Here is an 18,783-nt window from a genome sequence, read left to right as displayed (position 1 = left end):
ATCAAAGAAGCTCTCGCTCGACTGTTCCCGATGAGCCGCGTGACGTAATTTGTTTCACTCAAGGCCAAAATAGGCCGGGATGGAGAGGTGAGGCAATGCCGACACAGGCGGTCGTTATCGGTGTGGACAGCTCGACCCAGTCCACCAAGGCGGCGTTCATCGACGCCGCCACAGGCCGGACGCTCGCCGTGGGCCGGGCGGCGCATCAGGTCAGCGGTGCGGGCGGGGCCCGCGAGAGCGACCCGGAGGAGTGGTGGCACGCGCTGCGCGGGGCCGTCGCCGCCGGGCTCAAGGAGCTCAGGGACTCCGGACTGCCCGCGTCCGCCGTGACGGGCATCGCGGTGGCCGGGCAGCAGCACGGCCTGGTCGTCCTTGACCGCGCCGGGCGCCCTGTGCGGCCGGCACTGCTGTGGAACGACACCCGCTCGGCCCCACAGGCCGCCGCCCTCACCGAGGCGCTCGGCGGCCCGGACGCCTGGACCGCCCGTACGGGATCGGTGCCGGTCGCCTCGATGACCGCCGCGAAGTGGCAGTGGCTGCGCGAGCACGAACCGCACGCCGCCGAGGCCGCGGCAGCCGTGCGCCTCCCGCACGACTTCCTCACCGAACGGCTCGCGGGCGTCGCGGCCACCGACCCCGGGGACGCGTCGGGCACCTGCTGGTACTCCACCGCCACCGGCGCGTACGACCCGGAGCTCCTCGAACTGATCGGCCTGGACGCCGCCCTGCTGCCGCCGGTGGCCGCGACCGGGGCGGCCCGGATCGGCTCCCTCACCGCCTCCGCCGCCGCGGAGCTCGGCCTGCCCGCGGGCATCGCGGTCGCCGCGGGCACCGGCGACAACATGGCCGCCGCGGTCGGCCTTGGACTCGGCGGCGCGGGCCTGCTCGACCACCCGGCGCTCAGCCTCGGCACCTCCGGCACGGTCTTCGCGGCCAGCCGCACCCGGCCCACCTCCGCGGCCCTCGCCGGGTTCGCCGCCGCCGACGGTACGTATCTCCCGCTGGCCTGCACCCTGAACTGCACGCTCGCCGTCGACAAGGTCGCCGAGCTGCTGGGCCTGGACCGGGCGGACGCCGTACCGGGCGGGGAGGCCGTGCTCCTGCCGTATCTCGACGGGGAGCGCACTCCCGACCTGCCCGCCGCCTCCGGCCTGCTCACCGGGCTGCGCCACACCACCACACGGCAGCAGCTGCTGGGCGCGGCCTACGAAGGCGCGGTCGTGACGGTGCTGCGCGCGCTGGACGAGGTGGCGCGCGCCTGCGGCCTCGACCCGGCGGACCCGGACGTCGCCGCCCGGCCGCTGCGCCTGGTGGGCGGCGGGGCCCAGGGCCGTATGTGGGTGGAGACCGTACGCCGTCTGTCCGGGCGTCCGCTGCTGATCCCCGAGGACCGCGAACTGGTCGCCCTGGGTGCGGCTGCCCTGGCGGCGAGCGCCGCGACCGGCGACGACCCGGTGGCGCTGGCGAACGGCTGGCAGGGCGGCAACGCGGCCGAACTGCCGCCGGTGGAGCGGGACATGGAGACGTGGGAGCGGGTCTGCGGCGTACTGGAGCGGGCGGCCCCGACGCTGCTCGGCTGACGAGCCGCAGGGGTGAGGGCCCGGCCCTCACCCCTGCACGCTCGGCTTCGGCTTCGGCTACGGCTACATCTTCGGCTTCGGCTTCGGCTTCGGCTTCGGCTTCGGCTTCGGCTTCGGCTACAGCTACAGCTACAGCTACAGCTTGCGTGCCACAGCCCCGTACAGCGAGACCGCCTCGTTCCCTTCCGTGGTCTCGTCGAGCCCCAGCTCCGGATGCCACTTGGGCAGCTGGACGACCCCGGGCTCCACCAGTTCCAGGCCCCCGAAGAAGCGGGAGAACTCCGCCTGGGTGCGCGGCACGAGCGTGACGCCGCCGGCCGCGTACATCTCGACGCCCCGCTGGATGGCCTCCGGGTGGAAGTCGGCGGTGAGCTGCGACACCACAAGGTAGCTACCGGACGGCAGAGCGTCCACGAGCAGGCGCACCAACTCGTACGGCTTGTCCCCGTCGCCGATGAAGTGCAGCAGCGCCACGAGCGAAAGGGCGATCGGCTGCTCGAAGTCCAGGGTCTTCCTGGCCTCATCGAGAATGCGGGCGGGCTCGCGGACGTCCGCCTGGATGTAGGTGGTGACGCCCTCCGGGGTGGAGCGCAGCAGCGCCTCCGCGTGCGTCAGCACGATGGGGTCGTTGTCGGTGTAGACGATGCGCGACTCGGGGGCGGTGGCCTGGGCTATCTGGTGCAGATTGGGCTCTGTGGGGATGCCGGTGCCGATGTCGAGGTACTGGCGCACACCCGCCCGGCCGGCCATCCACCGGGTGACGCGCTGCATGAACCACCGGTTGCTCATGGCGATGTGCTTGGTGCGGGGGTCGAGGCTCTCGATCTGGAGCCCGAGCTCCTCGTCGACCGGGTAGTTGTCCTTGCCACCGAGGAACCAGTCGTACACGCGGGCCGGATGCGGCTTGCTGGTGTCGATGCGCGCGGCAATCGGCTCGGTGCCGGTCATACGAAGCCCCCACATGGTCAGGATCAACAGGTTTAACGGTCAAGTGATCCTCTCAGCAGGGCACTTGCGCGGCAACTTCGGGGGTGCACGCGCGCGTGGTCCGTCCGAAAATCGCCGCCGGCCGGCCGTCACATTCCCTCACCGCGTTCCGTCAGAGCAGTAACGACAACGTCCCTGGAGGGAAGCAATCATGCAGGCACGGATGAACAACCCAGCGACAGTACTGCCCGCCGCCATGCCCGCCATCCTCAACCTGCTGAAAACCACGAGGCAGGCAGGCGTGCCGGAGACGACGCTCGAACTGGTCCATCTGCGCGCGAGCCAGATCAACGGCTGCGGCTTCTGCGTGGGCGGAGGCGTACGCAGCGCCAGGAAGGCGGGCGAGAGCGACGAGCGGCTCTTCGCGGTGGCTGCCTGGCGGGAGGCCCCGTACTTCACCGACGCCGAGCGCGCCGCTCTCGCGCTCACCGAGGCCGCGACCCGGCTCAGCGACAGGGCCGACCCGGTGCCGGACGACATCTGGGACGAGGCCGCCGACCACTTCGACGAGCAGCAGCTGGCGGCCCTGATCCTCATGATCGGTGTGACGAATCTCTTCAACCGCCTCAACGTCACCACCCGGCAGATCGCGGGCGGCGGCTGGTAGGACCAACGGCGTTGTCAGTGGCGGCGCATAGCGTCATAACCACTGATGACGGCGGCAAGGAGAGGGACCGGCCATGGAGTTCCAGATGGAGCGCGGCGCATTCACCGATGCCGTTGGCCGGTCGGCGCGCGTGCTCCCCCACGCGGTCGCCCGTGCCGGTGCTCGGCCCCCTGGTCCGACCGGGAAGCGGCACTTGCCCAGGCGGGCTTCAGACAGACTTTCAGACAGACTTCAGGCGGACTTCTTGCGGTCGGTCAGGCTGCGCGGCACCAGGGTCGGGTTGACGTTGTCGAGCACGGTGTCGCGGCCGATGACGACACGGTCCACGTCGTCCCGGCTCGGTACCTCGTACATCAGATGCAGCAGGACCTCTTCGAGGATCGCGCGGGCCGCCCGGGCGCCGGTGCGGCGCAGCAGCGCCTGGTCGGCGATCGCTTCGATGGCGTCCTCGGTGAACTCCAGCTCGACGCCGTCCATCTCGAAGAGCTTCTGATACTGCTTGATCAGCGCGTTGCGCGGTTCGGTGAGGATCCGCGTCAGCGCCGTCCGGTCCAGCGGCTGGACCGTCGCCACCACCGGGAGCCTGCCGACAAACTCCGGTATCAGCCCGTACGTCAGCAGATCCTCGGGCATGACGTCGGCGAAGGAGTCCTGCTGCTCCCGCTGCTCCTTGGTGCGGATCGCCGCGCCGAAGCCGATGCCGCCGCTGCCCACCCGCTGCTCGATGATCCGATCCAGGCCTGCGAACGCACCGCCGACGATGAACAGCACATTGCTGGTGTCGAGCTGGATGTACTCCTGCTGGGGGTGTTTGCGGCCCCCCTGCGGCGGCACATTCGCCACCGTGCCCTCCAGGAGTTTCAGCAGGGCCTGCTGGACGCCCTCGCCGGAGACATCGCGGGTGATCGACGGGTTCGCGGTCTTACGGGTGATCTTGTCGATCTCGTCGATATAGATGATCCCCGTCTCGGCCTTCGTCACGTCGTCGTCGGCGGCCCGGACCAGCTTGAGCAGGATGTTCTCGACGTCCTCGCCGACGTATCCGGCCTCGGTGAGGGCGGTGGCGTCGGCGATCGCGATCGGGACGTCGAGCACCCGGGCGAGCGTCTGGACGAGGTGGGTCTTGCCGCAGCCGGTCGGGCCGATGAGGAGGATGTTGGACTTGCCGAGCTCGACCTGGGGTTCGCGCCCGGCGGGCGATCCGCTGCCGCCGGTGATCGACCGGACGCGCTTGTAGTGATTGTGGACGGCCACCGCGAGCGCCTTCTTGGCGCTCTCCTGTCCGATGACGTACTCCGCGAGGAAGTCGTGGATCTCCCGCGGTGTCGGCAGCTCCCGCGGCGTGTCCGTGGCGGACTCGCCGGGATCCTCCGCGATGAGCTCGTTGCAGAGTTCCACACATTCGTCGCAGATGCAGAGCCTGCCCGGGCCCGCGATGAGCTTCTTGACCTGCTTCTGGCTCTTCCCGCAGAACGTGCACGTCAGCAGGGAGCCGCCGTCACCAATGGCTGCCATTCGGAGCGTCTCCTCAGCGTCTGTACGGGTGCGGTGCGCGCATTCGAATGATCAAATCATATGACGCCGCCATCTGGATGGTCACGGTATCTTGAATGGCAGGGGGCGGCAACGGACGAACGAGTGAGGGTGATGAGCCGGCTCACCAGGGCAGAGGCACAAGAGCGCAACCGCACCAGAGTGCTGGCCGCCGCGAGGGACGAGTTCACGGAGCGGGGCTTCCGCGACGCCAAGATCGACGGCATCGCGGACCGGGCGGGGCTGACCCGTGGCGCGGTGTACTCCAATTTCCCCGGTAAACGCGCACTGTACTTCGCCGTCCTGGCCGACCTCGCCGAGCGCGCGCCCCAGCAGACCCTGCCGCCACACCGGCCACATCCGCCGCAACGGCCGCAACGGCCGCGCTCGGAGCCGCGCTGGGAGCCGCACTCGGAGCCGGGCTCGGAGCCGGGCTCCACCCCCGGCGAGGCGCTCGGCGCGCTGGCGCGCGCCTGGATGGCCAGGCTGATTCCCCTCGCCACCGACGAACAGTACGGTCCGCCCCGGCTCGGCAGGGATCTGATGCCCGAAGTCCTGGCCGACGCCCGGACCCGGCAGCCGTTCGCGCAGCTGATGAAGCTCGACGCGATCCTGCTCGCGCTCGCCCTGGAGGCCCTGCGCCCACCCGGAACGCCCGCCGTCCGTCTCGTACGCATCGCGGAGGCGGCGCTCACGACCCTGCACGGCGCGAGCCTCATGGCCGACGCCGCGCCCGGCTTCGTCGACCCCTTCAATGTCATCAGCGCCTGCGAGCGGCTGGCGGGCCTCGACCTGGCCGACGAGTGGCCGCCGCCCCACCTCGCGTACATCCCGGGGGCGCGCCCCGCCGCCGAGCCGTGGTCCCCGCCGTGCGCGCTGGACCTGGTACGCGACGAGCCGGCGCGGCTCACGGACGACGGCGTGGTGGCGGTCCTCGGGCTGCACCGGCTCGAAGCCGTCGAGGAGGCGGTACGGGGCGTCCCGCCCGGGACCCGGGTCACCGCCGTCCTGGTCACCGGCGCCCCCGACGAACTCGTACCGCTGGCCCGGCTGGCCGTCGCCGACCTGTGCGCCTGCCTGCGCCAGGCGTTCCCGGCCTCGGCGTGGCCGGGTCTGCGCGTGGTGTACGACGCGTCGGGCGCTCTCGCGGCGGCGGCGGGCGTATCGGCCGTCAGCGACGGGACCGAGACCGCCGTACGCATCGAGGCGGGCCGGATCGTCGCCCGCGCGGACGGCCGCGGCGCATGCCACGCGGCGGCGACGGTGACTGCGGGATCATCGTCGCCCGCAGCGGGCCGCCAGCCCCCCACACCTGCGTAGACCGATTTTCAGCCACGGGCCGCGACGCCCGCCGCCCACGTCGCCAGCTCCGCCCGCGCCCCACTCAGCAGAGCCGCCGAGGGCGCGGTCGCGCCGTTGGTGACCAGGGCGTAATGCAGCCCGCCGGAGCTCCCGGAGCTCCCGGAGCCGAGCAGGAGGCGGCGGCTGCCCGTCCCGCCCGGCTCGGGGGCGACGGCGATCGGGGTGGATGTCGTGTACGAGGGCGGCCCGGTGACCGCGCCCAGATCAGAGACGACGGTGGTGCGGGCCGTGGCGAAGGATGCCGGAAGGTGCAGCTCGGTGGGAGCGGCAGTGGGAGCGGCAGTGCCGTCCGAGCGCCACAGCAACACACCGTACTGCCCGGAGCCGACGAGCTCCGAGACGCGCGGCAGCGAGGCCGGGACGGGGTTCCAGCTGAGGGTGGCGGAGCCGTCGCGCGAACGGTCCTCGTAGCTGAAGGCGACGGTACGGCCCGCCGTGGCGCTGGGGTACAGGCGGTCCAGCAGCCGGGCGTCCTGGCGCAGCACGGCCGTGCCCGAGTCGTCGAGGCGGACGGCCGAGAGGTCCTCGTCGTTCCAGGCGTCACCGGCGGTCAGGACCTTGTCGGGGTTGCCGTTCATGAGCTCGTGGTGGCGGCCGTGGTAGATGTCCCACTGCCACTGCGTACCGGAGAGCACCGGCCCGGACTGCTCGGGCCTGGACCACCAGGTCGCCCCGGGGAGGCGGGAGTCCAGTGCCTGGTACATCGCCTTGCCGACGGTCGGGGCCTTGTCGGAGACCGTCCCGGTCAGCGGGTGGCCGAACTCGCTGACGACCGCGGCGGTTCCGGCGCCCGCGGCGCGGTCGCGGACAGTGGCGAAGTCCCCGGCGTACTGGCCGTCGGCTGCCTTGCCCGGCATGAAGATGCCGGAGATGGCCTTCTGGTCGTAGAAGTGGGTGTTGAAGACATAGCGCGGGCCGAGGGCGCTGCCCGCGTCCAGCAGGCCGCCCTCCTGCTTCTGGAAGGAGATATTGGCGTTCCAGAAGAGGTTGGGCTCCACGAACGCGGGCTTGTTCTGCCAGCCCGCGGCGTCCATGCGGGCCCGGAACTTCACGTAGAAGGGCCAGAGCACGTCCCGCTCCCACGCGCGGCTGGTCTGCCCGGAGTCGTACGAGCCCGCGTGCGGCTCGTTGTACGGGTCCATCCCCGCGACCGCGGCGAACTCGGCGGGGGTGAGGTGCTGGGCGAAGTACGCCATGGTGGCCTGGGCGGTGGCGAGGAAGGCGTCCTGGACGCCGCCCCTGTTGTGCCAGAAGTCGTAGGTCGCCCGCTTCACGGCCTCGTTCTGGGTGATGTTCTGCCCCCAGAAGAGGCAGATCCCGCACGACTCCTGTGGGTAGTTCCCGGCGTCGACCGCCCACTTGGGGGCTCCGTCGCCGGTGTACCAGCTGCCCTGGTTGAACAGGTGCCGGGAGTAGAGGTCCTGGTGGAAGTCCGGGTAGACGCGGATGCCCGCCTTGAGGAAGGCCCGCAGCTGTTCGGTGGCGGCGGCGAGGTACGCGTGGTTCACCTGGCCGCGCACGGGCTCGGCATGTGCCCATGACAGCAGGAAGCGAGCGGAGTTGCCGCCGCCGAGGGCGCGCAGCGCGGCGGCGGACTTCGCGGCGTCGGCGGCGGAGGCGAAGGGCAGTCCGCCGTTCTCCTCCAGCTTGGTCTCACCGGAGACGTTGTAGCCGCGGAGCACCACTTCGCGGCCGAGTCCGTCGGTGAAGCGGCCCTGCTGGACCGTGAAGGCGGCGGCTGCCTGCGCGTCGAACCACAGGGGGTCGGCGGCGGCGGACGGTGTGCCTCCCGCGGTCAGGGACGCCGTCATGAGGAGGACGAGAAGACCGGTCAGACGCGCGCGCATCTTCATCATGCCCACCACAGTCCTGACGAGTCGTCAGCTTGTCAACGGCTCCAGCGTTACGTTGCGCCATGACGGCTCCCTTCAGCGAATCTGCACACCGAATGCGCACGCGTCACACCGCGCCCCACAGTTCCCCACCGCGTCGGCGGCTCCCGGATCAACCGGAGCCGGAATGTCCAGTTCCGGAACAACCGCGCACTCTGATGCCGGAATTACTCGGGAAAGCGTGTGAAGAAGCTGGCACCAATTGATGGACACACTTGCACACAGGCGCAATTCAGCGTCAACACGTCAGTGGATCGGCGATAGTCCGATTAGCTGCTCAAGCGGACCGCGTGCTTTGATCCTTCGCACTGCGGGACAGCCGCAAAAAGGCTCGGTTCGCGGCCCATTCGTGTAATCCGTGTGAAGGGAACCTCACCATGAACGCCCACCAGATCCAGACCCAGGAAATCTCCGACGCCGACCTGGACAACGTGTCCGGTGGCCTGCAGAGCAACGTTGCCGACGCTGTGGTCTCCAACGCGACCGGGACCGTCGACTCCGTCGCCCCGGTCTCCGGTCTCGCGACCGGCGCCCTCGGCGCCGTCGAGTCGTTCGCCGGCCTCAACTCGTCGGCCCTCACCGGCTTCGCCGCCACTCTCTGAGAAGCCATGAGGGAGCCCCGGAACTTCACCGTTCCGGGGCTCACCACGCTATTCACTCCCTGAACCGGACATGTGCAGTCGAGGGCAGAGTTAAGTGCAGTTCCGCCAAAAGGCCCTTTCCAAGCTGCAATCGCCCGAGGAAATCGATCTGCCGGTGCGCTTTGCCCGGCCGCAGGGGATGCTCGTCCTCACCGTCACTGTCCTCGTCGTGCTCGCCGCGTCGTTCTGGGCGGTGACCGGCTCCCTTTCGTCCACTGTCGGCGCGCCCGCGATCCTCACCCACGCGCAGGGCAGTTACGTCCTCCAGAGCCCCGTAGCGGGCCAGGTCACCGACGTACTCGCCGAGGAGGGCGCGCGGGTGCCCGCCAACGCGCCCCTGGTGAAGATCCGTACCGCGCAGGGCAGCAGCACCGTCGTCCGTACGATCGCCGCGGGCAGGCTGACCGCCCTCGTCGCCACCATCGGCTCGGTGGTCACCACCGGAGCGGATGTGGCGGCTGTCGAACGCGTCGCCGGTCCCGGCGACCCCCTGATGGCGATGGTGTACGTGCCCGCCGACGGAGCGTCCGCGGTGCCCGTGGGCGCGTCCGTCGACCTCACCGTCCAGTCCGTGCCCACGCAGCGGTACGGGGTGCTGCGCGGCCGGGTGAAGTCCGTCGGCCGGACCGCCCAGACCCGCCGACGGATCACCGGGTTCCTCGGCAGCGGTCAGCTCGGCGAACAGTTCTCGCGGCAGGGCCAGCCCGTGGCGGTGCTGGTGCGTCTTGACCCGTCCTCGCGCACCACGTCCGGTTACGCCTGGTCGTCCGCGGACGGCCCGCCGTACGCGGTCGACTCCATGACCCTGGCCACCGCCTCCATCCACCTGGCCGAGCAGCACCCCATCGATTGGCTGCTTCCATGACCACCGCGCAGCAGCGGCAGCGGCGACTGGAACCGGCGGGCCGCGGCAGGCACCGCCCGGACAGCGCTCCGGCCCCCCACCGCCGTACCACTCCCCAAGGGAGAAAACCGAAGGGAAGGAAGCCCAAGGCCGTCCGCACCCCCACCGTCCTCCAGATGGAGGCGCTGGAGTGCGGCGCCGCCTCGCTGGCCATGGTGCTCGCGCACCACGGGCTCCATGTGCCGCTGGAGGAACTGCGCATCGCCTGCGGCGTCTCCCGCGACGGCTCACGCGCCAGCAACCTGCTGAAGGCGGCGCGGAGTTACGGCCTGCAGGCCAAGGGCATGCAGATGGAACCGGCGGCGCTGGCGGAGGTGCAGGCGCCCGCCATCCTGTTCTGGGAGTTCAACCACTACGTCGTCTACGACGGCATGGGTCGCCGGTTCGGCCGCCGGGGCGTGCACATCAACGACCCCGACAAGGGCCGCCGGTTCGTGGCGACGGAGGACTTCGACACCAGTTTCACCGGTGTCGCGCTGGTCTTCGAGACCACCGCCGCCTTCCGCCGGGGCGGCCGCAAGCCCGGGATCATGAGCGCCGTGCCCGCCCGGCTGCGCGGCACGGCGGGCACCCTGCTCGCGGCGCTGCTCGCCAGCCTCCTGCTCGTCGCGGTCGGCGCCGCGGTGCCCGCGCTGAGCCGTACGTACATCGACATGTTCCTGATCGGCAATCAGACGTCGATGCTGGGACCGCTCTTCGCGTCGATGGCGGCGATGGTGGCGCTCGCCGCCGTACTGACCTGGCTCCAGCAGGCGAACCTGCTGCGCGGGCGCATCATCTCGTCCACCCTCGGCAGCGCCCGGTTCCTGCGCCATCTGCTGCGGCTGCCTGTCACCTTCTTCGCCCAGCGCAGCCCGGCCGATCTGGTCCAGCGGCTGCAGTCCAACGACGCGGTCGCCGAGACGCTGGCACGGGACCTCGCCGCGGCGGGCGTGGACGGCGTCGTGGTGATCCTCTACGCCTTCCTGCTCTGGACGTACGATCCGCAACTGACCGTCATCGGCGTCCTGGTCGCGCTGCTCAACGTGGTCGCGATGCGGATCGTGATCCGGCTGCGGGCCACCCACACCCAGAAGCTGCGCGCGGACACCGCCCGGCTGACCAACACCTCGTACACCGGTCTGCAACTCATCGAGACCATGAAGGCCACCGGCGGTGAGAACGGCTACTTCCGCCGGTGGGCGGGACAGCACGCCACCACGCTGGACGTGCAGCAGCGGCTGGGAGTGCCGAGCGCGGCGCTGGCCGTCGTCGCGCCCACCCTCGCGACGCTCAACAGCGCGCTGATCCTCTGGATCGGCGGACTGCGGGCCGTGGAAGGCCATATATCGATAGGTCTGCTCGTCGCCTTTCAGGCGCTGGTGACCCGCTTCACCGCGCCGATCACCCGGCTGAACGGGGTGGCGGGCCGGATCCAGGACTTCGCGGCCGATGTGGCCCGGCTGAAGGACGTCGAGAACTTCCCGGTCGACTCGCTCTACTCGCGTCCCGAGCCGGAGGCGAGCACGCGCAGGCTCACCGGCCATGTGACGCTGGAGAACATCACCTTCGGCTACAGCCCGCTCGACAAACCGCTGCTCACCGGCTTCTCGCTGGAGGTCGGCCCCGGCCGGCAGGTCGCGCTCGTCGGCGGGTCGGGCAGCGGCAAGTCGACCGTCTCCCGGCTGCTCTCCGGGCTCTACTCCCCCTGGGAGGGGACGATCCGTATCGACGGGCAGAGGGTGGCGGACATCTCCCGCAGCGCGCTGGCCGCCTCGGTCTCCTTCGTCGACCAGGACGTGTTCCTCTTCGAGGGCACGGTCCGCGACAACGTGGCGCTGTGGGACCCGTCGATACCGGACGAGGCGGTCATCACGGCCCTGAAGGACGCGGCGCTCTACGACGATGTGATCGCGCGGCGGCCCGAGGGCATCCACAGCCGGGTCGAGCAGGACGGCCGCAATTTCTCCGGCGGGCAGCGGCAGCGCCTGGAGATCGCCCGCGCGCTGGTGAGGCGCCCGAGCGTCCTCGTCCTGGACGAGGTGACCAGCGCCCTGGACGCGCGGACCGAACAGGTCATCATCGACAACCTGCGGCGGCGCGGCTGCGCGTGCGTGGTGATCGCGCACCGGCTGTCCACGGTCCGCGACAGCGACGAGATCGTGGTCCTGGACCACGGTTCGGTGGTCGAACGCGGCCGGCACGAGGACCTGGTCGCCGCCGGGGGTCCGTACGCACAGCTGGTCAAGGAGCACTGAGGTGTCATCGGCGATGGTGGGCGGCCAAGGCGAGACCGACCCGGTGATCCACGCCTTGGGCGGCATGGGCGTGCCCGTCCACTGCGCCGGGCTGCGCAGCCTGGCGCTGGAGGGGCCGCAGGTGCTGTGGCTCGTCGCCGCCGGGGCCCTGGATCTGTTCGCGGTCGACGCGGCCCAGCAGGGGCACTGGCACTTCCTCGGCAGGCTGGAGGCGGGGGCGCTGCTGCTCGGCCCGGTCGAGGGGCCGCTGCACACGCTGCTCGGCAGGCCTTCGCAGGACTGTGTGCTGCGGCGGATTCCGCTGCGGGAGCTGTACCGGGGCGAGTACGAGTACGAGTACAAGTACGACACACCGCCGACACCCCTGGAGTACGCCTTCGCCCTCGGTACCGCCCGCGGCCTGGGCGTCCTCTTCGAAGCCCCGCTCGACGGCCGCCCGCATGAGGCGGTGGCCGACGACGACATGCTGTGGATGCCGGTCTCCCCCGGCAGTGTGCGGTACGGCGCCGCGTACGGCGCCGAGGCGGCGGGCGACCTGCTGGTCGACGGCGCGCTGTGGCAGCGGATGGTCAGTCAGCAGTACCGGCTGCTGTCCGCGGTGGACCGCTGGATCGAACACCTCGATCGCGCCCACGAGGACCGTACGGCAGCGGGCATCAAGGCGGGCGAAGCCGTCCGGGCACGCGCCGACCAGGCGTTGCTGGCCTCCATCGGCAGGCCGGAGCGGGGCGGACGGACAGCCGCCGGTGCGGACCGGGCCGCCGACGACGCCACGTTCGCGGTCTGCCGCCGGGTCGCCGAGGCGGCGGGGATCGCGCTGCTTGAGCCCTCCAGGAGCCCGATGCCGGCGGACGACCAGGTCAGTCCGGTCGAGCGGATAGCGGCGGGTTCCCGGATCCGTACGCGCGCGGTGAGACTCGACGGGCGCTGGTGGCGCACTGACGCCGGTCCCCTGGTCGGCCATTGGGCCAAGTCGGGTGCGCCGGTCGCGCTGCTGTGGCGGCGCGGCCGGTACGAGGCGGTGAACCCGGCCTCCGGTCTGCGGCGGCGCGTCGACAAGGACAGCGCGCGGGAGCTGGAGCCGCGGGCGGTGATGTTCTACCGGCCGCTGCCGGAGAGGCCCATGACGCCGTGGCGGCTGCTCCGTTTCAGCCTCCGCTCCACCCATCCCGACCTGCGCAATCTGGCCCTGGGCGGGCTGGTGACGGTCGGGCTCGGCGCGCTGGTGCCGATCGCGACCGGGCAGGTGCTCGGTGTCTACGTGCCGACGGCGCAGAAGAGCCTCATCGTCCACCTCTCCCTGGCCGTGATGATCGCCGGTGTCGTCACGGCGGCTTTCACGCTGATGCAGAACCTCACGGTCCTGCGGATGGAGGGACGTATCGAGAGCACGCTGCAACCGGCCGTGTGGGACCGGCTGCTGCGGCTGCCGACGAAGTTCTTCACCGAGCGCTCCACCGGAGAGCTGGCCAGTGCGGCGATGGGGATCAGCGCCATCCGCCGGGTGGTGTCCGGCATCGGCCCGGTGGCCGTACAGGCGTGCACGGTGGGTGTGATGAACCTCGGTCTGCTGCTCTGGTACAGCGTGCCGTTGGCGCTGGCGGCGATCGCGATGCTGGTCGTCATCGGGGCCGTGTTCCTCGGGATGGGCCTGTGGCAGCTGCGGTGGCAGCGGCAGCTGGTCGAACTCGGCAACAAGCTCAACAACCAGGCGTTCCAGACTCTGCGCGGACTGCCGAAGCTGCGGGTCGCGGCGGCGGAGAGTTTCGCGTACGCGGCGTGGGCGCGGGAGTTCGCCCGCTCCCGCCACCTCCAGCAGCGGGCCGGGCGGATCAAGAACCTGACCACGGTCCTCGACGCGGTCTGTCTGCCGCTCTGCTCACTCACCATGTTCATGCTGCTGGCCGGTCCGGCCCGCGGCTCCATGTCGGCCGGCGAGTTCCTGACCTTCAACACCTCCGTGACCATGCTGCTGACGTCGGTCACCCAGGTCTCCGGCACGCTGGTCTCGGCCGCTGCCGCACTGCCCATGTTCGAGCAGCTCAAGCCGGTCCTGGACGAAGCGCCGGAGGTCCGCGGCGCGAGCGCGCGGCCCGGCGTCCTGTCCGGCGGGATCGAGGCCAGGAAGCTGTCCTTCCGCTACTCCGACGACGGCCCCCTGGTCCTGGACGAGGTGTCGTTCCAGGTGGAGCCGGGTGAGTTCGTGGCGATCGTCGGCCCCAGCGGTTGCGGCAAGTCGACGCTGCTGCGGCTGCTCATCGGCTTCGACAAGCCCGCCTCGGGCAGCGTGCTGTACGACGGCCAGGACCTGGCGGCGCTGGACCAGGCGGCCGTACGCCGTCAGTGCGGGGTCGTCCTGCAGAACGCGCAGCCGCTCACCGGATCGATCCTGGACTGCATCTGCGGCGCGGAGCCCTTCTCCCAGGAGGAGGCGTGGGCGGCGGCCGAGCTGGCGGGCCTGGCCGAGGACATCAGGCGGATGCCGATGGGGCTGCACACCATGATCTCCGGCGGCGGCGCGATCTCCGGCGGGCAACGGCAGCGCCTGATGATCGCCCAGGCGCTGATCCGCCGCCCGCGCATCCTGTTTTTCGACGAGGCCACGAGCGCGCTGGACAACGAGACCCAGCGCGTCGTGATCGAGTCCACCCGCGCGCTCAGCGCCAGCCGCCTGGTGATCGCCCACCGGCTGACCACGGTCATGGACGCCGACCGGGTGATCGTCATGGCGGACGGCCGGATCGTGGAGCAGGGCGCACCGGCCGACCTCCTCGCCGATGCCGGCGGGCACCTGCGTGAACTGGTGCGCCGCCAGCTGGCGTGACGTGTCAGTACGCGACGGGCCAGCCGCTGCTCCAGTTCAGCAGGTTGACGCCGAGCTTGGGCGTGCCATTGGCCTGGCCGTCGTAGTAGTGGTAGACGAGCAGGTCGCCGTCGCTGTCCGCCATGATCGACTGACCGCCGGGGCCGATGTAGCGCCCGTTGCTCTCCATGACGGGTGTGCCGCCGTTGTTGAGCATGCTGACGCCGTTCTTGTCGTAGTACGGCCCGGTGACGCTCGTGGCACGGCCGACCTTGATCTTGTATGTGGAGCTGGTCCCGGCACAGCACGTGTCGTACGAGGCGAAGAGGTAGTAGTACCCGTTCCGCTTGACGATGTACGGGGCTTCGACCGCCTTGGTCCCGGTGGGGCGGGAGGCGAGCGAGCGGCGCGCGGTGTCGCCCGCGTACTGCTTCCCCGTCGATGGTTCGATCCGGATCAGCTTGATCCCGGTCCACCAGGAGCCGAAGGACAGCCACCGCTTGCCGTCGCTGTCGACGAAGAGGTTGGGGTCGATGGCGTTGTAGTCGCTGGAGGCGTTGGACGTGTACACGGCGCCTTGGTCGGTCCAGCTGCCCGGCTGTCCGGTCGTGGAGGTCGCGAGTCCGATCGCGGAGACGCTGGAGCCGAAGGAGGAGACGGAGTAGTACATCAGGTACTTGCCGCCGTGGTACGAGATGTCCGGGGCCCACACGTCCGAGGTGGATGAGTAGTTCCGCCACCAGCCCGGACGGGTGGGGAAGGCGGAGCCGTTGCGGCCGAAGGCGGTCCGGTCGGCGGAGGTGCGCAGTTGCATCCCGTCGCCGGTCGAGTAGAGCAGGTACTGACCCGACGAGGTGCGGATCATGGTCGGGTCGTGGACGACGATGTCGCCGGTGACGCGTCCGGGGTTGGGGTAGGCGGAGGCCGTTGTCGGCATCAGGGCGAGCAGGACGGCGGCGGGCAGGGCGAGTAATGCTGTGCGTCGGGGGGAGAGGAAAGTGCGGCTCACTCGGGTCTCCTTGCGTGGTGGGGGGTGTGGGGATGTGGGGTTCGGTGCTTGCGGGGGTTTGCCGGGGAGTCGGCGGTATGCCGGTGGTATGCCGGGGCGCGACTCTCCCAGATACAGTCGCCACCGCCCTCGCGTACGTTGCCGCTGAGACTCCCGGCGTCACATCTGACTGAATTCACCTCAGTTCTTGGCCGAAGAGGCCTAGTTGAGAGTTGAAGCACACGGACTAAAGTCACGCTCCTGAAAGACCGCACGGCGTTCGGCACAGCGACTGATGCATTTCCCGGTCCGTCATGCGAAACAGCCAGGAGGTCTCCTGTACATGCGTCCGCTCACTCTCACCCCCCACGCCTCGCTGCTCACTCCCCGTGACCGCAGGCTCTTCCAGGAATTCGGCCAGGGCCCCGCCGCCTGTGTGCCGTACTCCCTCATCCACGAAGCGTTCGAGCACTGGGCCGCGGCCACCCCGTACGCGACCGCCGCCGAGCACCAGGGCGCGACCATCACGTACGGCCGGCTCGACCACTGGGCCGGGCTGCTCGCCGCCCGGCTCGTCCGCGAGGGCGTACGGCCCGGGGACCGCGTCGGCCTGTTCGTACGCCGGTCGATCCCGATGGTCGTCGGGCTCCTCGCCACCCTCAAGGTGGGCGCGGCCTACGTCCCGCAGGACATCGGCCTCACCCCGGCCGCCCAGCTGCGCCATGTCATCCGCACCGCCGGGACCCGGGTGATCCTCACCCAGGCACAACATCAGGACCGGGTGCCGCTCCCCGAAGGGCACGTGCGCATCGCGATCGACCTCATGGACGACGCGTACTCCCCACCCGCACCGCCCTCGTACACACTGGCACGCGAGGTGGCGCCGGACGACGGCTGCTATGTCCTGTTCACCTCCGGCACCACCGGCGCCCCCAACGGCGTCACCGTCACCCACCGCAATGTCTGCAACATCCTGCTGACGGCACCCGGAAGTCTGGGCATCGGGCCCGGGCAGCGGGTGGCGCAGATCCTCAACATCGCCTTCGACATGGCCGCCTGGGAGATCCTGGGCTGCCTGGCGGGCGGCGGCACCCTTGTCATCCGTGGCAAGGACGTCGCCGAGGCCGTGCGGCGGGCGGACGTGGTGATCGCCACGCCGACTGTGCTGTCCGGGATCGATTCGGCGGCCTGCCCTCAGGTGCGGACCGTGGCCGTCGCGGGTGAGCCGTGCCCGCGAGCGCTGGCCGATCTGTGGTCCCAGACGTGCGACTTCTACAACTGCTGCGGTCCGACCGAGACCACCATCGTCAATACGATGCGGCTGCACCGCCCCGACGCGGCTCTGCTCACCATCGGCCGCCCGACTCCCAACAACACCGTCTACGTCCTCGACGAGCACCGCCGACCCGTCCCCATCGGCGAACGCGGCGAGATGTGGGCGGGCGGCGACTGCGTCTCCGCCGGGTACCTGGGCAACCTCGCGCTGACCGATGAGCGGTACGCCCCGGATCCCTTCCTGGGCGGCGGCAGCCGGATGTTCCGCACACGTGACCTCGGCCGCTGGACCGCGGACGGCGAACTCGAACACCTCGGCAGGACCGACGACCAGGTGAAGATACGCGGCTTCCGGGTCGAGCCGCGCTCGGTCTCGGCGGTCCTGGAGTCGCTGCCCGGCTGCGCCCGCGCGGCCACGCTCAGGCGCGACGCGCGCAGCCTCGTCTCCTTCGTCTGCCCCCAGGACGTGGACCCCGAGGCGGCCCGCCGCGCGGTCGCCGACGCACTGCCGTACTACTGCGTGCCCGCCGCCGTGGTGCCGCTCGCGGCCCTGCCCGAGACCGACCGCGGCAAGATCGACGCGAGGGCGCTGCTGCGGCTGGCGGCGGAGATCGACACCAGGGTCGGGGCAGCGGGGGCGGCGCGATGACATCCTCGACACCCGTGCGTTCCACCTCCGCGCCCGACGCGCGGCACGGCGACGACGTGGAGCTGCCTCCCCTCACCTCCTGGCCCCGACGGGTCCTCAAGCACCCCCGGTTCATGCACTACAACCGTCTCGTGGCCTGCGTCATCGCCGCCAACCTGGCCTTCCTCGCCTTCGCGTCCCACACCGGAGGCCTGCCCGGCGCCCGCACCCTCGGCCACGCCGCGCTCGTGAACCTCGCGCTCGCCGTCTTCGTACGCCAGCAGTACGTCATCAACGTCTTCTTCCGGCTGGCGACTTGGGCTCCGGTCAGCTGGCCGCTGAAGGTGCGCTGGACGCTGGGGAAGGTGTACCACTTCGGCGGCCTGCACATGGGCGGCGCCCTGTCGGGGACGCTCTGGTTCCTCGCCCTGACGGTGGCGCTGACGGCAGGCGACGGCGGGCACAGGACCGCCGGGCTGCTCACCGTCTCGTACGCGCTCATCACGCTGCTCGCGTTCATCGTGGCGACCGCGCTGCCCCCGTTCCGGTCCCGTTTCCACGACCACTTCGAGAAGATCCACCGTTTCGGGGGCTGGACGGCGCTGCTGCTGTTCTGGGCGCACACCCTGCTGCTGGCGCGCGGCCCGGGAGAGCCCGGGATCTGGATCCTCGCGCTCGTCACCTTCAGCGTCGCCCTGCCCTGGCTGCGGCTGCGCAAGGTCGACGTACATATCGAACGGCCCTCGTCGCACGTGGCGCTGGCCCGCTTCGACCACGGCGTGACGCCGTTCGCCGGATCCTCCACGGCCATCAGCCGTAGCCCGCTCAAGGAGTGGCACTCCTTCGCCAATGTGCCCTCCCCCGGCCTGCCCGGTTTCCGGCTCACCATCTCGCGGGCGGGCGACTGGACGGGCTCCTTCATCGACGACGCCCCGTCGCGGGTGTGGGTCAAGGGCATCACCACGGCGGGTGTCGCCAATATCGAGACGCTCTTCACCAAGGTGATCTACGTCGCCACCGGCAGCGGCATCGGACCGTGTCTGCCGCATCTGCTGGCCGCCGAGGTGCCGTCGCGGCTGGTGTGGGCGACGCGCGACCCGTACGCGACGTACGGGCACGAGCTCATGGAGGAGATCCTCGCGGTCCAGCCGGACGCGCTGGTCTGGGACACCTCTGTGCACGGCAAACCCGACATGGTGCGCCTCGCCCACGCCGCCTACCGGGACTTCGAAGCCGAGGCCGTCATCTGCATCTCCAACAAGAAGCTCACCTGGCAGGTGGTGCACGGCCTGGAACGCCGAGGCATCCCCGCGTACGGCGCGATCTGGGACTCGTAGGAAGGTCTG

General features: G+C 70.5%; 13 protein-coding genes. 9 read left to right on the top strand and 4 right to left on the bottom strand.

Translation table 11 applies throughout. The features are described 5' to 3' along the window. The first annotated feature begins 95 nt into the window (after positions 1-95). Positions 96-1,580, top strand: a complete 1,485-nt coding sequence (gene xylB, locus ACIHCQ_RS31255) for a xylulokinase (RefSeq protein WP_399669777.1) — start codon at positions 96-98, stop codon at positions 1,578-1,580. Positions 1,581-1,715: 135 nt separating this feature from the next. Here the strand turns inward: xylB and ACIHCQ_RS31250 are convergent, their stop codons facing one another. Next, positions 1,716-2,528 (bottom strand): SAM-dependent methyltransferase, encoded by an 813-nt coding sequence (locus tag ACIHCQ_RS31250; protein WP_399669774.1) that lies wholly within the window; start codon positions 2,526-2,528, stop codon positions 1,716-1,718. 190 nt (positions 2,529-2,718) lie between these two features. On the opposite strand from ACIHCQ_RS31250, the gene ACIHCQ_RS31245 reads away from it, so the two are divergent. Next, entirely contained in the window at positions 2,719-3,174 is a 456-nt protein-coding gene (locus ACIHCQ_RS31245) for a carboxymuconolactone decarboxylase family protein (protein ID WP_399669772.1), read from the top strand. Positions 3,175-3,405: 231 nt separating this feature from the next. Here the strand turns inward: ACIHCQ_RS31245 and clpX are convergent, their stop codons facing one another. After that, a complete protein-coding gene (clpX, locus tag ACIHCQ_RS31240; RefSeq protein WP_399669769.1) occupies positions 3,406-4,689 on the bottom strand; it encodes an ATP-dependent Clp protease ATP-binding subunit ClpX in 1,284 nt (427 codons plus the stop codon). Between the two features lie 132 nt (positions 4,690-4,821). Here clpX and ACIHCQ_RS31235 point away from each other — a divergent pair, with 132 nt between their 5' ends. Continuing rightward, positions 4,822-6,027 (top strand): TetR/AcrR family transcriptional regulator, encoded by a 1,206-nt coding sequence (locus tag ACIHCQ_RS31235; protein ID WP_399669766.1) that lies wholly within the window; start codon positions 4,822-4,824, stop codon positions 6,025-6,027. 8 nt (positions 6,028-6,035) lie between these two features. Here the strand turns inward: ACIHCQ_RS31235 and ACIHCQ_RS31230 are convergent, their stop codons facing one another. After that, positions 6,036-7,925: an endoglycosylceramidase gene (locus ACIHCQ_RS31230; RefSeq protein ID WP_399669763.1), complete on the bottom strand. Its 1,890-nt coding sequence runs from the start codon at positions 7,923-7,925 to the stop codon at positions 6,036-6,038. Between the two features lie 413 nt (positions 7,926-8,338). Between ACIHCQ_RS31230 and ACIHCQ_RS31225 the strand changes: the two genes are divergently transcribed. The 4 genes from ACIHCQ_RS31225 (at position 8,339) to ACIHCQ_RS31210 (ending at position 14,567) form a co-directional block, all read left to right on the top strand. Next, a complete protein-coding gene (locus ACIHCQ_RS31225) occupies positions 8,339-8,563 on the top strand; it encodes a type A2 lantipeptide (RefSeq protein ID WP_399669760.1) in 225 nt (74 codons plus the stop codon). 94 nt (positions 8,564-8,657) lie between these two features. Then, on the top strand, positions 8,658-9,467 hold the full coding sequence (locus tag ACIHCQ_RS31220; RefSeq protein WP_399669757.1) for an HlyD family efflux transporter periplasmic adaptor subunit: 810 nt from the start codon (positions 8,658-8,660) through the stop codon (positions 9,465-9,467). Next, positions 9,464-11,743, top strand: coding sequence for an NHLP family bacteriocin export ABC transporter peptidase/permease/ATPase subunit (locus tag ACIHCQ_RS31215; protein WP_399669754.1), 2,280 nt, complete (start codon positions 9,464-9,466; stop codon positions 11,741-11,743). Before ACIHCQ_RS31220 ends, ACIHCQ_RS31215 begins: the two co-directional genes overlap by 4 nt. Positions 11,744-11,756: 13 nt before the next feature. Continuing rightward, entirely contained in the window at positions 11,757-14,567 is a 2,811-nt protein-coding gene (locus ACIHCQ_RS31210) for an NHLP bacteriocin export ABC transporter permease/ATPase subunit (protein ID WP_399670079.1), read from the top strand. Positions 14,568-14,571: 4 nt separating this feature from the next. Here the strand turns inward: ACIHCQ_RS31210 and ACIHCQ_RS31205 are convergent, their stop codons facing one another. Then, a complete protein-coding gene (locus tag ACIHCQ_RS31205; RefSeq protein ID WP_399670076.1) occupies positions 14,572-15,483 on the bottom strand; it encodes an arabinan endo-1,5-alpha-L-arabinosidase in 912 nt (303 codons plus the stop codon). A 394-nt stretch (positions 15,484-15,877) separates the two neighbouring features. On the opposite strand from ACIHCQ_RS31205, the gene ACIHCQ_RS31200 reads away from it, so the two are divergent. Both ACIHCQ_RS31200 and ACIHCQ_RS31195 read left to right on the top strand, forming a co-directional pair. Then, positions 15,878-17,458 (top strand): amino acid adenylation domain-containing protein, encoded by a 1,581-nt coding sequence (locus tag ACIHCQ_RS31200; RefSeq protein WP_399669751.1) that lies wholly within the window; start codon positions 15,878-15,880, stop codon positions 17,456-17,458. Beyond that, the gene (locus tag ACIHCQ_RS31195; protein WP_399669748.1) at positions 17,455-18,774 is read left to right on the top strand and encodes a hypothetical protein; all 1,320 of its coding nucleotides are present in this window, start codon (positions 17,455-17,457) and stop codon (positions 18,772-18,774) included. The genes ACIHCQ_RS31200 and ACIHCQ_RS31195 overlap by 4 nt, the downstream gene beginning before the upstream one ends. The last annotated feature ends 9 nt before the right edge of the window (positions 18,775-18,783 follow it).

The sequence above is a fragment of the Streptomyces sp. NPDC052236 genome (assembly GCF_044548015.1).
GTDB lineage: Bacteria > Actinomycetota > Actinomycetes > Streptomycetales > Streptomycetaceae > Streptomyces.
Note: the sequence above shows the minus strand (reverse complement) of the source record. Positions and strands in the feature narration are given on the sequence as shown.

Bases quoted from the DNA above. Each gene is read 5' to 3' on its own strand.
- ACIHCQ_RS31225 (WP_399669760.1), top strand. From the start codon at position 8,339: ATGAACGCCCACCAGATCCAGACCCAGGAAATCTCCGACGCCGACCTG.
- ACIHCQ_RS31235 (WP_399669766.1), top strand. From the start codon at position 4,822: ATGAGCCGGCTCACCAGGGCAGAGGCACAAGAGCGCAACCGCACCAGA.
- xylB (WP_399669777.1), top strand. From the start codon at position 96: ATGCCGACACAGGCGGTCGTTATCGGTGTGGACAGCTCGACCCAGTCC.
- ACIHCQ_RS31250 (WP_399669774.1), bottom strand. From the start codon at position 2,528: ATGACCGGCACCGAGCCGATTGCCGCGCGCATCGACACCAGCAAGCCG.
- ACIHCQ_RS31205 (WP_399670076.1), bottom strand. From the start codon at position 15,483: ATGCCGACAACGGCCTCCGCCTACCCCAACCCCGGACGCGTCACCGGC.
- ACIHCQ_RS31210 (WP_399670079.1), top strand. From the start codon at position 11,757: ATGGTGGGCGGCCAAGGCGAGACCGACCCGGTGATCCACGCCTTGGGC.
- ACIHCQ_RS31195 (WP_399669748.1), top strand. From the start codon at position 17,455: ATGACATCCTCGACACCCGTGCGTTCCACCTCCGCGCCCGACGCGCGG.
- ACIHCQ_RS31200 (WP_399669751.1), top strand. From the start codon at position 15,878: ATGCGTCCGCTCACTCTCACCCCCCACGCCTCGCTGCTCACTCCCCGT.
- clpX (WP_399669769.1), bottom strand. From the start codon at position 4,689: ATGGCAGCCATTGGTGACGGCGGCTCCCTGCTGACGTGCACGTTCTGC.
- ACIHCQ_RS31245 (WP_399669772.1), top strand. From the start codon at position 2,719: ATGCAGGCACGGATGAACAACCCAGCGACAGTACTGCCCGCCGCCATG.
- ACIHCQ_RS31230 (WP_399669763.1), bottom strand. From the start codon at position 7,925: ATGATGAAGATGCGCGCGCGTCTGACCGGTCTTCTCGTCCTCCTCATG.
- ACIHCQ_RS31215 (WP_399669754.1), top strand. From the start codon at position 9,464: ATGACCACCGCGCAGCAGCGGCAGCGGCGACTGGAACCGGCGGGCCGC.